We start from the raw sequence: 14026 nt of genomic DNA, 5'->3' as shown, positions 1-14026 counted from the left end.
CGTTAGTCCTCTTATCCCTGGCTTAACCCGCGCTTGGGTTCGACAGGTCCAGAATGATGTTGGCGGTGATGTCCTTGGGGCAGTTGTAAGGCTGCACCTTGAGATACACTTCCACCTTGTTTTTGGTCGGCCAGACGATCTGAATACTGTCGTCAGACGGCGGTTTGATTTCCCCCGGGAAATGGGTCCCGGCAAACACCACGCTTTTGCTCATTTCCCGCAACGGGCGCATAAAATAGGTTTTGTTCGCCGCGATACTGACCGGGGTCGAGTTCAGGGAGCGGTTCGCCACCCGGGCAATGGCCAGAATCCGGATGGCTCGGGCGGCCTTATCCACCACTCTTAAGTGTTCAATCACCTGGTAATCCCCGGCGGGCACATCCAACAAATTACAGTCGCCCCAATAGGTGCCCGGGTAATCCGGGTAACGCTGAATGCAAGACAAGCGGTTAGCATCCAGGGTGGCCAAAGTGGCGTCCGGCAGTTCAATGCCGGCACTGTCCACCGGGGCATTGCCCAGGGCCAGCACGGAGCCGGTGGCCACTCGCATGGGACTATCGGCAATACTCACCGCCCGGTTACACAGACGTCCGACCAACACACCCAAATCATTACCATGCAGCAAGGGCACCACGCCCACCCGGGGACAGGCCAAGCCCTGGACGATGGCCGCCTGGGCCGCTTCAAAATCGCTCCAGGATTGGTTATCGCTATCAATGCCCGAGGTGGCCGCGAGGATAATTACCCGTCGTCCTAACGTGGTCCGGATCAGTTCCGCTTTGGTTTGCATCGCCTCGATGTCCGCCGCTTCCTGGGCCGGGGTGCATAACACCACCAATTCCGGGGAGATGGTCAACATGGCCTGATCCAGGGCGTCCTGCCAGGCGTCGCCCCCGTTCAGCGGCACCGCGTAGGCCTGCCAGTTTTCGCCGCCGTTGGCCTTGGCCGCACTGACCTGGTTTTTTATATCGCTATGATTCACGCCCAGGGATTCGTCCAGATTGCTCTGGGTATTTAAGGACAGCACGCTGCCCGCGTTTTTACTGCCGACGCCGATAAACAGCGCCTTGCGTTCAATCTCCGGGAAATTGCCCTGGGACAGATTGAGGTTGTTAACCGTGACTTTGCCTTGTGCCATTGTTAGGGCCTTCTTACCTGCTTCAGTGTCTGTTCAATGAGGTGGTCCGCCATCGCGTCGATCTCTGTCTGGGTCGCGCCCAGGAAACTGCGCGCCGGCAACGGAATCTCCCACCGGGTTTTGGTTTCTTTGTCCTGCAACTGCCGCAGGATCAGGCCCGCCTGGCCTTGGGTTAAGTGCTCGGTGATCCACCGCAACGTCGGCCGTTTACGCCCCTTGCCGCCATGACGGGCAATGGTGAAACCTTCTTGTCGTAATGCGCGGGCTAAGGACCGGCTGGCCGGGGCGTCATAATCGGGCGTCCCATGAATCCGCCGCATCCGGCCCGAGGTCATCACCTCGCTGATGCCTTCCTGGTGCTGTCGGGCAATCCGCCCCACCAGGGGATTGTTAAAGGTGATATCCACCCGATTCGATTGACTGTGGACCGCTAAGTGGCGGCCCAGCTTGCGCAACATCCGCCGTTGGCCCCGGCCTTTGCGCGCTTCCCAGGCCTGACCGTCCAGTCCCTTTTGGGCCCGCAAACGTTTGCGGGTCGCGGTGCGGACCTTGCGCCCGATCTGGCCTAACAAGCGTTTGCGCTTGGCTGGGGGCAGCTTCAATAAGTCCAACTGGCGTTGGATCGCCAGCTGGCCACCGACCTCAATCTTCACGGACATAAGGGGCATCCGTGGGTTGGGTTTGGTCATCCCCCACACCGACCGCCCGGGGTTCAAAAATCGGGACCCTGGCCAGGCGCCAGGACTCACCGTTAAAAGCAATATCGCCGGTGTCGTCTTTCACCAGGTCGATGTTTTCGTAAAAGCTCACTCGGATCTCAATATCCGCCGTGTCCTGGTCGTTCACATCCACTTCAACGTCCGGCGGGGCCAACCCTTCCCGGTCTCGGTCCGGATCATGATCTGAAAGCCAGATCACGAGGTGCGCAAACAGGGTTTGCGGATCGCCCGGGTATCGTTCCAAAGTCAGTACCGCGTCGTATTTCAGGCGACAGATCCGCACGCCCTGGCCCAGGGATTTGTCCGCCAGTTCCAGGGTGCCGTTCTCCATCCAGCTGTCGAGCTGTTCCACCGCCACCAGATTGCGGTCCAACAGGTGCGCGGTGAGCTGTTGCAATTTGGCCAGGGCCATCAGAGCAATACCGCCGTGATGCCGGTGGCTTGTCCCAATAATCGACGCACCGCCCTAACACTCAAACTCAGATATTTCTGCTCCGTCTCCGGGGCTTCTTTGGCCAGGTTCTCCGCCGACTCGCGCCGGTTCATCGTGGCGAAGGCTTGCAATAGGCTGGCTTTTGCCCGGCAGTACACCGCCTGCTGGTAATGCATCACCAACAGCTTTTGGCCATCCAGTTCCTGATCGCTCACCGCTGCCAGGGACTCAAAGCCACCACTGATCCACTCGTCTTTACGCTCGGCCAGGCTTACGTTAATCGCCACCATCGCCAGGCGTAGGTGCTCTTTCACCATGTCCGCGTGATACTCCGCCGGAATTCGGTACACCCGCTGAAAGTCCCCCAGGGACAGGTCCGGGAAAAAGCCGTCGTTGCTTAACGTGACGTTTAAAAAGCTGTGGGTTTTACCGGTAAAGCTCATGCCTGTTTATCTCGTTGATCCCGAATAGGTGGCGGGTCGGTGTCCGTTCACTGCCAACTCAAAAAAGCGTTGCAGATCCCAGACACGCCCGCCGGGTGGGGAAGCCTTTTATCGTTTATTCCAGGCCCAGTTGGGCCTTCAGTTGCTTGATCCGGGTTTTACAGCCTGCCGCTTCATTGGCCGCCTGGGCCTGCTCGAAATAATCCAACGCCGCTTTGAGTTCCTGGCCACGTTCGGCGTGCATCCCACACAAGCGGTACACCTTGCCCATCACAATGCTGTTGGTGGTCGGCCAGGTGCCTGCCGTCATCAGATCCGCCGCTTGCTCCAGGTAGGGGCTGGCACTGTGCCCGGCCTTGTACTGACGTTCGGCCCAGTCGTGGATCTCTTCCAGCACATAGGTGGGCAGATCCCGTTTAAAGAATTCCGGCATCAGTTGCTGTTGCTCGATGGCAAGCCCAGCCCAGGCCATGGCGCTTTCGATATCTTCCACGTCCAGCAACCAGATGATGCAGAACACCAGCACCTGATTAGGGTAGCGTTGGCCGCTGTCCCGGTAGTCCTGTAAAAACTCGGTGAACTGGGGCAACACTTTTGCCTTTAACGCCACCTTGTCCCTGATATCGTCCAGGGCGCCCAACTGCTCCCGGATTTGTGCCAGCGCGGTCAGGGCCACCTGGTAACTGTGGGTGGTTTTATCATTGCGGACGGGGACGCCGGACCGGTTCGCCAGGGCATCTTTACCCGCCTGCTGTTCCAGGCAACGCTGTTTATGTAGCACGGTGATCAAGGGCATAGGTCACTCAGAAATTCGTTGTAAAAAGCCACCGGAGGATTGCCTCCCTGGTGGGAGATCCACCCGGTGAAAAGTGCGCATCCTTACGCGACACACAAGAGAAAATAGAAAAACATTACTGCCAGCCGTCCGCGCCGTCGGGCAGCTTCACATGGGCGAATTCAAAGCCGGCGGCCTTGGTTTCGTCTTCGATCACATAGCCTTCATTCAGGCTGTTAAAGTCCTCGATCCGGTTACGCTTGGGGTTGTCGATCACCTGGCGCCGGATGCTGTCTTCCTGGTAGTAGATAGACAGATTATCCAGGCTGGTAATCAGCAAGCCCCGACCTGGGAAAAACGGCGCGGTCATGGCAGGCAATCCCCCATAGGTGCGGATAATGGCCTGGTTTTCGATACGCTCTTTTTCGGTGGGTTTCTGGCCCTGGGCGGTGTACAGCTGGGCCTTGTCTTCGGCCAACAAGTCGCCCCCGATCAGCGCTACCAGATCGCCACCGTCCCGGTGCAGTTCGTCAATCATCTGCTTGCAGGCATGCACCGCCGCGTCCAGGTTTTCAAAATCGCCGCCGGGGCCAATGCGGATTTCCCCGGGGGCTTTCGCGCCTTCAGTAAACCATTGCGCCCCGCTGTTGAATTCCCGCAGTAACTGCAACCAGCCTTTGTTAACGTCCTCGCCGTTGGGGTTGTCTGCCGGTTTGGTTTCCGGAAAGGCGCAACTGGTTCCGAGCCAGCCCACACGGAGTTTTGACAGGCTGATGGCCTTACGCACCCAGCCCGCATAACGGGCCTGGAAGTCCGGAAACTTGGCCCAGGAATCAATGGTTTTGTATTTAATGTGAGTGTCGTACTCGACCGGGTGCAGCTCATAGCCTTTGCTGCCCAGGGACAGCACGTCGCTGGTCTGGCGGTCGCGGCTGTCGGTATCGGTGCGCTTGGGCACAAAGCCGGTCACGCTGCCGATGACTTTCTCGCCTTTCAGTTCCGCCACACCGATCACGTTCACCAGCTGCAGAAAACCGAAAGACTCGGTGATCTTGTCCTGGAGTTCCTGGGCAATGGTGGGCTCAACACTGAATTGTTCCGCCACGGACGACACCCCATAGGTGGCGGCCATCGCGCTGCACATATCGTTAAATAATTTCTTGGTCTTAAAGTTCATCAGGTCCACTTAAAAAATAGAATTCGGGTCGGGTGTTTGTCGCTCTCGCCCAACAATGGGTTACAGCACCCGGGGCAAACTGGCCCCCTCGCCTTCCGGCACTTCCGTGCCCGGCTGTGGTTGGTTCAGCGCCTCGTGAAAATCGGATTTCAATTGATCATGGGCGGCCAGCAACTGGGAAAACTGTTCCTTCAGGTCGGCCAGTTCACTGTGTTCCTCCGATGCCGCACTGTCAGCTTCCGGGGTTTCGATTGGGGCTAATCGATCCGCCAAACTGGTGAAGCCTTCGGCCATCTTGTCGATGGCGTCCTGGGTGGCTTTGGTGGTGTCCATCAGTTGGTTAAATTGCTCGGTGTTCATGGTCTCAGTGTCCTGTGGTTCATCGTCCTGGCGTGCGAATTTGCCTACCCACCGAGACAGCAAACCGCTAGGGGGTTCCAGATCCAGCGGGGCCAGTTCGATGGGCGTAGAAAAAAGGTTGCCCGGCAGTTGCGCCCGGTGGTGAAAATGCAGTTCCTGGGTGCCGATACTGGCCGGGGAATCGGTGACCGCCAGACCCGCCAAATAGGCTTTGCCGGAATCGGCGAAGTTCGGTTGAATCTCAATGGAGGTAAACAGCTTCTGGCCCTGGGCGTTCAGGCGTAACAGCTCATTGGACGGGGTGATTTTGGCGAACAGACACACCCGGCCTTTGTTGTCGGTGTCGTGTTTGATCTCGGTCACTTTGCCCAGGCTGCCGAAAAAACGTAAATGCTCGTACCAGATCACGGCGGTATATTCCTGGGGGTCGTAAAGATCCGCCATATCGATAATGTCCTGGGCGTCGATGTTCCGACCGTCAATGGTCGGGCCACTGGTCGCGACTTTGACAAAATCGGTGGTCAGGGTTTTCGCCATAAAAAGGGTGTCCGTCAGCTCTTAAAATGTTCGTTGATATGTTTCGATGGGGCCAGATTAGGGCGTAAAACGCTCCCCTTCAAAGGCTTTACTTGCGAAAGCTTCCTAGCGCTGAAGGCTAGGAACGGCGCGGGATTTCAGCGAGATTCAACGATGTAAAAAGCCCCTATCATGGCCGTATGTCATCACGTTATCCCCAAGAAGTTATCGACGCCGCCAAAGGGCTGTTTTTGCGTCACGTATCACCGGCTGAAATCAAGGATCAGCTGGGCATTAATAATGTCCGGGTGATTTATCAGTGGATTGATCGCTATGAGTGGAAAGACCTGTTACAGCATGAGACGGTGGAACAGGCCACCGCCCGCCGCTTAATTCATCTGGTAGAAAAACCGGTCAAGGTGGCCAGCGATTACCAGGAAATCGACCGCCTCAGTAACCTGCTGGATAAGCTGGCGGGCATCGACCTGAAGAAAGCCAAGGCCGCGAAAGAAAAAGCCCAGAGTGAAAACGGGAATAAAAGTCAGGAGAAAAAGAAACGTCGCAGTGCCAAGAATGACATTAGCGAGATTACCCCGGAGCGCCTGGAGAAAATCCGCAAAGAGTTGTTCTATGAATACCAGCACCGCTGGTATGACAACCTAAATCAGCGCACCCGCTTTATCCTGAAGTCCCGCCAGATCGGCGCGACTTATTACTTTGCCTGGGAGGCGTTCGAAAACGCCATTGTCACCGGGGACAATCAGATTTTTCTGTCGGCCAGTCGCAGCCAGGCGGATATTTTCAAGGCGTACATTATCAAGTTCGCCCGGGAGTATTTCGAGGTTGAGCTGAAAGGCGTCGATGTCATCCCGTTGAGTAACGGCGCGGAGCTGCGCTTTGTGTCGACCAACGGGCGTACCGCCCAGGGTTACCATGGGCACCTGTACATAGATGAAGTGTTTTGGATACCGGACTTTGACCGCTTAAACAAACTGGCCAGCGGCATGGCCGCCCACAAGAAATGGCGGAAAACCTACTTCAGTACACCGTCAGTGAAAAGCCACGGCGCCTATACCCTATGGTCTGGTGAGAAATACAACGAACACCGCAAGACCCGCGCCGATTTTGATCTGTCCCACAAAACCCTGAAACAGGGCCTACTGGGTCCGGATAAGGTGTGGCGCAATATTGTCACGGTGGAAGATGCCGAAGACCAGGGCTGTGACCTGTTTGATATTGAGGAACTGCGCACCGAGTACACGGAATCGGAATTTAACAACCTGTTCTTGTGTGCCTTTATGGAAGCCGGGCTGTCCGTGTTCAAGCTGGATGACCTGTTGAACTGCGTCATCGATGCCAATGTGGTCTGGGTGGATTTTAAGGCCAAGCAACAACGGCCCTTTAACAATCTGCCCGTGTGGCTTGGGTACGATCCGGCGCGCACCGGGGACCGCTCCACGGTCGTGGTGGTCGCCCCGCCCCTGGAACCCACCGGGCGTTTCCGAGTGCTGGAAAAGATCCATTTGAAAGGCGCGTTCAGCTACCAGGCCAACCGCATTAAGGAACTGACCGAACGTTACAACGTCCAGTTTATCGGCATTGATTGCACCGGCCCGGGGTTGGGGGTGTTTGAACAGGTGAAGGCCTTTTACCACAGAGCGACGCCCATTCATTACTCCCTGGAAGCCAAAACCGCCCTGGTGTTGAAAGCCCTGGACGTGGTGGAAAACGGGCGCATTGAATGGGACGCCGAACACACCGACATCGCCCAGGCCTTTTTGCAGGTGAAACAGACCACCACCGGCAAGGATCAGATCACCTATGTGGCGGATCGCAACAGCAAAACCGGCCACGCTGATGTGGCCTGGTCGATTATGCACGCGCTGAGCCATGAACCCTTAAACCGTCGCACCCGCAAGGGCTCCATTGCCTTTGCCAGTGAATGAGCTTTTCTATGACAACTAACACCTACACAAACACGAATATCAGCGCCTTTAGTTTCGGGGAACCTGAAGCGGTATTAGACAATACCCTCACCGGGTATCTGGGCATGTTCCTGCATCCACATGGGGACTATTACGAGCCGCCTGTGAGTCTGCCCGGCTTGGCCAAGCTGTTACGGGCCAATGCCCATCATGGGACCATTCCGTATTTTAAGCGCAATATGCTGCGTAAGTTCTATGTGGAATCCCCCGCCCTGTCGGCCACGGATCTGGAGAACGCGGGCTTTGATTATCTGGTGTTTGGGCAGTGCTACTTTAAACGCATTAAAAACCGCTTTGGGCAGCTCCTGCGCTTTCAGCACTTACCGGCTTTGAACATGCGACGGATGAAAGAGGCAGACCGGTTTTGTTTGTTGCGGCCGCATGGGGAGCTGCCGTTGGAGTTTCAGCCCGGGGAAGTGCTGCACCTGAAAGAGTACGACGTCACCCAACAAATCTATGGCACGCCCCAATACCTGGGTGGGATCCAATCGGTGTTATTGAATGAGTCCGCCACCCTGTTCCGCCGCAAGTACTACAACAACGGCGCACATATGGGGTTTATCTTTTACACCGCCGATGCCCAATTGGAGCCGGAAGATGAAAAGGCCCTGAAAGAACAGATCACCGCCAGCAAGGGCGTGGGGAATTTTCGGAGCCTGTATTTAAATATTCCGGGCGGCAAACCGGACTCGGTGAAGATTATTCCGGTGGGTGACATTGCCACCAAGGACGAATTTGAGCGGGTCAAGAACCTGTCGAGAAATGACATTTTGAGTATGTGGCGCATCCAACCAGCCCTGGCCGGGATCATGCCGGAGAATACCGGGGGTTTTGGGGATATTGAGAAGATCAGCCGGGTGTACTATGAAAACGAAGTGGTGCCCATGCAGCATGTGTTTTTGAAGCTCAACACCGAACTACCCAAGCAGAAGCGCCTTCAGTTTATGAAGCCGGACGGACAACCGGATGGATAATATTTATCCCTAAAGGGGTAGTGTGGTAAAATTCAGGTCACCAAATAAGGAAGGGTTGACCATGCAAGTAAACTGCCCCGAATGCAGCCAAAAAGCCATTATCACCAGCCGCCAGGTATTAGATCCGAAACTGGCAAATCTTTACTGTATCTGCAAAAACGCGGAATGTGGTCATAGCTTTGTGATGAATCTGGCGTTTAGCCATACGTTAAGCCCATCGTCGTTTCAGGCGAAAAAAATGATGGTGGATATGTTGAGGGGAATGGATCGGGCCGAGCAGTTGGAACTGCTGGCCCAGGCTCGAAGCAACGCCTGATTGTTTTACTTATTGGGTATCAGTTCTAAGGCACGCCTGTGCCGCTTCGATCTTCTCCTTCACATGATCAATAATAAAATGACATCCTTGCTGAATATCGTCTCCCAGCTCCAAACCGGGTCGATTTGATAAAGCAAACTGCACAAATTCCAAGATTTTCTGGCTCTCCGCCAGTTGTTCTATAGCGTCTATCATTTTCTTCCTGTGCGCCAATTTATATAACTCCAATTTACTGCACTGTTCCATATGAATGGCTCTTGCCATCAAGGAATCAGATTTTACATCCAACCCCCAAAAACTGTATATATATACAGTCCTCATATATGACACTTTTTTACGACGAAAGTGTGTAACAATTATGTGGAGTTTTTTTACCGGATTGTGAACAGCATCACATTTTTTCTTTCGCAGGCTAATAACGGACATGCTGAGCGGACCATTGAAAATGGGATCTTCAACGCCCTGGGTAACTGATGGGGCCAGCCTGGGCGGCACCCCCAGGCTAGCGAACATGGATTATACGGTTGAACGTAATTGGTCAGCCGTCATAAGATCTGAAACCGTCAACTTAGCAAATACAGCTCTAATCACCTCCACCGTTGTGAAGCAGTCAGCCACAGAGCGGTGGGAACCGGTAATCTCAATCCCCATTTGGTTAGCAGCTTTGATTAAACTTTGTCTTCTGTACCCGCCGCGCTTTGTGTCTAACTCACCTCGAAATTCTGCATAAGCCATCATGGCACATTGCCAGTCTACCTCTATCATCGGCAGACCGTACGCATCACAGGTCTGTTTTAGTAATCGATGGTCATAGCTTGCATTGTAGGCCACCACCGATTTGCCTTTGATCACTTCCATCAAGGCATGATAGAGCTCTGGAAAAATCGGCTTATCACGCAAGGTTTCGTTCGTAATACCGTGGATCTCGATCGCATCCTCCGGCACAGAATGAAGCGGACGTATCAGTTGATCAAATAAAACATTTCCAGTCATGTCCATGACGCTCACTTCGATAACTTCGGCGTGTTCATCCAGCCCGGTGGTTTCCGTATCCAGTACCACCACCTCGGGCTCAAACACCCAGCTTCTAAAGATTTCTAACAGTTCGGTTTGATTACTTTTCATTTTCAATGTATCCAATGGGCAGAGGGCCAGGTCATGCTGGCCCCTATCATGCCTATGTCGGGTTAGTTTCTATCGTCAGTATTCACTGGCCGGTTGCTAGGGGTTTCTTTTTCAATCTGTGGTCGTTGATCTGTCTTCACGATCCACCGACGGTGCTTGCCGCCCCTTATTCGATGTTTCAGCCATGCAATCACATGGCCGTTGTGTTGGTAGTGTCTGCGATCCATTGCTTGTGCTTTCCTCTGCACGTTTCAACACGTAGAATCACACTCGGGCTCACGCATAAGCGCATCGCTTCGCCGATTTATCGGCCTGGTGTGGTTTGTCTTCCTGATAAAGGCTTGTGCGGCTGGTAGCGTCCCGGTCAAGTTCGGCTACCAGCGCCCACCTGTTTGCATTCTTCATATCAGCAACCCTTCTAAAACGCTTTCGTAGTGGTGATCCATCACCCGCCCCGGAATATCGCTTTGACTGCATACGCCGTGACTGATGGCTAATAAAGTGCCCCAGGACGGATGGAGCAAGCTGACCATAGTCGCCAGTAAGATCTGGTCGCACCGTTTGGCATGGATCAATACCGCATTCACTGCCGTTGGCGATTTAAAGCCGATCTGATCCAGAGGCGTGGCTCGCTGGTTCGCTGAGGTAATTGCAAAAGCTCTCTCTCCCAGTACTTCCAAAGCCTGGTCCCAATAGAAGAAAAACTCCTGGGTTGGCTGTAGTGATTCCGGTTTCGCCAGCCGATGGCGCTTGCCCAGGGTCTCCAGGACTCGGAGCCGTCCCCGGGTCTTGGCTTCATATACCCAACAGCGCAAAGCCTGTTTGCCATTTAACGTGCTCACAACACCCGGCACGACGGCCAAGCCGTTGCAGATCCCTTTTGCCCATGTCTCCATTGGGCATAGGGGTGCCTCTATAGTTGGCTCATTGGCCACTTTATCTATCATTGCGTTTTCTCCTTTTGCATTGATTCCGGGTCTCTTCCCGGTTCTGTTTCCCCTCAAAAATCAGAGGGGGGTGTCGGAAAAAGGTAATATAGGTAAGACGCTTCCAAAAACATCATCTATCTATATGTTTTAATTAGATTTTTAACTTATTTGCGAAAGGTAAGAAAAAGGTAATATCAAGGTAAGGTAAAAAGTAAGATCATTGATTTATAAGGATTTTTTGTTTTTCAAAAAGGTAAGGTGGAAGTAAGTTTTTAAGGTGTAAAAAGGTAAGAAACTTACCTCAATATTACCTTTTTCTTACCTTTTTAATAAATCTATAACCTACTGTTTTTAATAAGGAATATGGCACTTTTTTGGACCTTCTTACCTATATTACCTTTTTCCGACACCCCCCTTGGAAAAATGAAACTTTCCGCCTATCTCTCACGCTTTCCCACGTACTCACACGTATGATTAACGCTTAAAAATCCAGCAATGCAGGGTTTTGTTCAGCCGTTTTGAATACACCTTGCGACTTTCCACAAACTTGTAGCGCTGACTGTTGGGCAGCAACTTTTTTAATGTCTTAAGGTCGAGGGACTTCTGACCACGATCCCGGCACACCTCATCAAAATGGTTCAGGTTAATGGCGATTTGTTCAGCCCCTGTAGAGTGATTCAACACCTCTGCCATAGAACTGGGTGATAGCGCGGTGTGGTCTGGTTGAATATTGAGATATTCATAGGACTCCCAAAACTCGGCAACCAGCGGGTGATCTTTTGCCAGACGTTCCTGACGGCTCAGTGCTCGCTCATACAGATAGTCATTCAAACCTGCGAAAGCGCTTTCATTTAACGTTGGGAAGATATGCTTTAACGCTTTAGCAGCCGCCATCACCTGGGCGTGGTTTTTCACCAGGCGTGACAGGCTGGTTTTGATTTCCCCACGATGGGTGAAGGCTTCTTCATAACGCGCATACTCACTGAAAAATGTGTTTAGGATCTGGGTTTCCTTCTCCAGAGCCAGGCACAAAAAGCCGGCGACCTGATCCACGGTCTGTCGTTCGAACCACTGGGCCAGCTTTCGCGTACCAGGTGTGTGGTGTTCGGTCGTACAGTGGCAATGGACGATCCGCTGTAACAACGCTTCGGAGCCGTCCACCTCGGCATTTTGCGCAAACACCAGAGAACCTAAGAACAACGGTTCTTCTGTGTCGTTACCGCGTTTGGCTACTCCCAGGGTGCCGACGGCCCGACCGTTAAAGAAGGGTTTGAACTCATCGAAATCAAATTGCTTCTTTTTGGCGTCCGGTTCATCTCCCCGGTCGGACTCAATCAACACCAACGGCATATTGGAGCTTTGGGTAAATGCCCTTCTCCGGCCGGCGGCGGTGGCTTTCATAGCGTCAAAGCCTTCGTAATCATCCCGCCCCATGAGTTTCCACAGAAATTCAATCAAGGTGGATTTCCCCGCCCCGGGATCGCCTGTCAGTTCCAGGAATGGAAAACTCTTGTGTTTGGCCCGGATCTGTTGAACGAACAACGAGCCCAGCCAGAAGGCCAGCGCGGTTAATCCTTGCCAGGAAAAGGTGGTCATAAAGTTATCGATCCATTCCGGGCTGAATTCCCCTGAATGTACTTCAAACCCCTTAAAGCTGGTTTTGATGCCGCCTCGGTCGGTTTCAAAGTAGCCTTCTGTGTTCAGCTCCAGGGCTTTGCCTTTACTGAAAGCAAATGCCTGATAAACATAGGTCAGACTATCAGCGTGATACCCCACATAAGGGATGGACTGAATTTCTTTGACCTGTCGGTTTAACCATTGCTCGTGCAGCATGGCCATGTCCTTGGAGCTTCCAGAAAAGGCACCGTAGCCCTTGGTGATCATCGCCTTGTGAAAACTCGACGCGGTGTCGATGTTGGTTCCATCCAACCGGATCAGCGCATCCGGGTTATTGCTGCTGTACTTCACCTGGAACATATAGAACTTTTCATCCAGGATGTCGTCACGCTCGGCGTAGAGCAGTTCCGGGACAAAGTTACTGATGGGAAACGCGGTACAGTTCTGGCTGAACGGATCAAAGCCTTTGCCTAGCTGTAGCTCTTCCCCGTCCAATTCCTCATAGAGCTTATGCACGTCCACCGTGACTGAATACAGGCGGTTGTCAAAGTCGATGACAAAGTAAGAATGACGTTTCCATAGGTACAGCGCGTAGGCCTTCCACAACACGCTTTTGGCTGTGAACATGAGCCCCCGATATTGGGCATCCTGCAGAAAGCTTTTGGTGATCTTGCCCAGGCGGTAAAGGTCGTCCCAGTCCCGGCTGGTCCCGGTCAGTGCCACTTCGGCGTGCTCATCCATTTTCTTGAGCTTCTGATAGTGGGAGCGCATGAACTTACGGCCGGCTTTGTCATCATCCAGCGCCACAATCCAGATGACCTTTTTCCCCAGGTGGGACTTGATTGCCTCACTGGGAAAGTAACCGGCGGCGAAGATCGCCACCGCTTTGAAACCGGAAAAGTGCAATGCCAAAGCATGAAAAATGCCTTCGACTATATACACCCGGTCCCCTGCCAGGATTTCCTGGTTGGGCGGCATCCACCATTTGCCTTTGACGGGATCAGCCAATACCCACTTTCCATTGACGTTGAGACGCTTGCCACCAAAGTTAATCCGCTGGCCGTCGTCCTTCTGCTTATCAATCAACCGTTCCCAATACAGGGTTCTATCGCTGTTCAGATAGAAGCGGACCGTATTACACCACTCCTGGGACTTCGGGAGCTTGTAGTTGCCTTGTTCATAACATCCGGCCATCTTGCTGATGGGAAAACGGCGGTTGTGTGCCAGATAGGCGTCTGCCGTCGCGTTGGGATTGTCTTCCGTAATAGGGAAACGTTCGGAATAGTTGTTAAAAAGTTCCGGGTACAGCTCCCGGGTGGTTTCGCTGTAACCACACTTATTCATGCGGTTACAGCTAACCCGCCAGGGTTCTTTTTTACTAACAAACAGTTCCTTTTTGCCACAGCCCGGGCAACGGCCCTGTTGTAGGTATTCCCCGACCTGCTTGAAGGCAAACTGACCATCACTGGTCAGTGCCTCCACAATTTCGGTTCTGTTATCAAAATCTTTCATTGCCTTG

15 protein-coding genes are annotated in these 14026 nt (G+C 53.3%); 3 read left to right on the top strand and 12 right to left on the bottom strand.

Going from position 1 to position 14026, the window contains the following annotated elements; translation table 11 throughout:
* Positions 1–22: 22 nt before the first annotated feature.
* The 7 genes from F566_RS0131225 to F566_RS0131195 form a co-directional block, all read right to left on the bottom strand.
* The gene (locus tag F566_RS0131225; protein ID WP_020411002.1) at positions 23–1138 is read right to left on the bottom strand and encodes a DUF2586 domain-containing protein; all 1116 of its coding nucleotides are present in this window, start codon (positions 1136–1138) and stop codon (positions 23–25) included.
* Positions 1139–1140: 2 nt separating this feature from the next.
* Entirely contained in the window at positions 1141–1797 is a 657-nt protein-coding gene (locus F566_RS0131220) for a phage virion morphogenesis protein (protein ID WP_020411001.1), read from the bottom strand.
* Entirely contained in the window at positions 1781–2269 is a 489-nt protein-coding gene (locus F566_RS0131215; RefSeq protein ID WP_020411000.1) for a phage tail protein, read from the bottom strand. The genes F566_RS0131220 and F566_RS0131215 overlap by 17 nt, the downstream gene beginning before the upstream one ends.
* Positions 2269–2733, bottom strand: coding sequence for a head completion/stabilization protein (locus F566_RS0131210; protein ID WP_020410999.1), 465 nt, complete (start codon positions 2731–2733; stop codon positions 2269–2271). Before F566_RS0131210 ends, F566_RS0131215 begins: the two co-directional genes overlap by 1 nt.
* A gap of 115 nt (positions 2734–2848) precedes the next feature.
* Complete coding sequence (gene gpM / locus F566_RS0131205; RefSeq protein ID WP_020410998.1) at positions 2849–3529, bottom strand: phage terminase small subunit; 681 nt, start codon at positions 3527–3529, stop codon at positions 2849–2851.
* Between the two features lie 115 nt (positions 3530–3644).
* Positions 3645–4685, bottom strand: a complete 1041-nt coding sequence (locus tag F566_RS0131200) for a phage major capsid protein, P2 family (RefSeq protein WP_026180455.1) — start codon at positions 4683–4685, stop codon at positions 3645–3647.
* Positions 4686–4745: 60 nt separating this feature from the next.
* Positions 4746–5582 (bottom strand): GPO family capsid scaffolding protein, encoded by an 837-nt coding sequence (locus F566_RS0131195; RefSeq protein ID WP_020410996.1) that lies wholly within the window; start codon positions 5580–5582, stop codon positions 4746–4748.
* Positions 5583–5761: 179 nt separating this feature from the next.
* On the opposite strand from F566_RS0131195, the gene F566_RS0131190 reads away from it, so the two are divergent.
* From F566_RS0131190 to F566_RS0131170, 3 genes are all read left to right on the top strand, one after another.
* Positions 5762–7507: a terminase large subunit domain-containing protein gene (locus F566_RS0131190; RefSeq protein ID WP_020410995.1), complete on the top strand. Its 1746-nt coding sequence runs from the start codon at positions 5762–5764 to the stop codon at positions 7505–7507.
* An 8-nt stretch (positions 7508–7515) separates the two neighbouring features.
* Positions 7516–8520 carry a phage portal protein gene (locus tag F566_RS34650; protein ID WP_033417100.1) on the top strand — a complete coding sequence of 335 codons (1005 nt, stop codon included), beginning with the start codon at positions 7516–7518 and terminating at the stop codon, positions 8518–8520.
* A gap of 61 nt (positions 8521–8581) precedes the next feature.
* Positions 8582–8836 carry an Ogr/Delta-like zinc finger protein gene (locus tag F566_RS0131170; RefSeq protein WP_020410993.1) on the top strand — a complete coding sequence of 85 codons (255 nt, stop codon included), beginning with the start codon at positions 8582–8584 and terminating at the stop codon, positions 8834–8836.
* Between the two features lie 9 nt (positions 8837–8845).
* On the opposite strand, the gene F566_RS0131165 is transcribed toward F566_RS0131170, so the two are convergent.
* The 5 genes from F566_RS0131165 to F566_RS0131145 all read right to left on the bottom strand — a co-directional run bounded on the left by F566_RS0131165 (position 8846) and on the right by F566_RS0131145 (position 14019).
* Complete coding sequence (locus F566_RS0131165) at positions 8846–9349, bottom strand: hypothetical protein (RefSeq protein ID WP_020410992.1); 504 nt, start codon at positions 9347–9349, stop codon at positions 8846–8848.
* Between the two features lie 3 nt (positions 9350–9352).
* Positions 9353–9961: a 3'-5' exonuclease gene (locus F566_RS0131160; protein ID WP_020410991.1), complete on the bottom strand. Its 609-nt coding sequence runs from the start codon at positions 9959–9961 to the stop codon at positions 9353–9355.
* A 276-nt stretch (positions 9962–10237) separates the two neighbouring features.
* A complete protein-coding gene (locus F566_RS38015; RefSeq protein ID WP_020410990.1) occupies positions 10238–10366 on the bottom strand; it encodes a hypothetical protein in 129 nt (42 codons plus the stop codon).
* The gene (locus F566_RS0131150; RefSeq protein WP_020410989.1) at positions 10363–10908 is read right to left on the bottom strand and encodes a hypothetical protein; all 546 of its coding nucleotides are present in this window, start codon (positions 10906–10908) and stop codon (positions 10363–10365) included. The genes F566_RS38015 and F566_RS0131150 overlap by 4 nt, the downstream gene beginning before the upstream one ends.
* Positions 10909–11364: 456 nt before the next feature.
* Positions 11365–14019 (bottom strand): toprim domain-containing protein, encoded by a 2655-nt coding sequence (locus F566_RS0131145; RefSeq protein ID WP_020410988.1) that lies wholly within the window; start codon positions 14017–14019, stop codon positions 11365–11367.
* Positions 14020–14026 lie beyond the last annotated feature (7 nt).

The organism is Hahella ganghwensis DSM 17046 (assembly GCF_000376785.1).
Classification (GTDB): Bacteria; Pseudomonadota; Gammaproteobacteria; order Pseudomonadales; family Oleiphilaceae; genus Hahella; species Hahella ganghwensis.
This window is presented reverse-complemented; position numbering and strand designations above follow the sequence as displayed.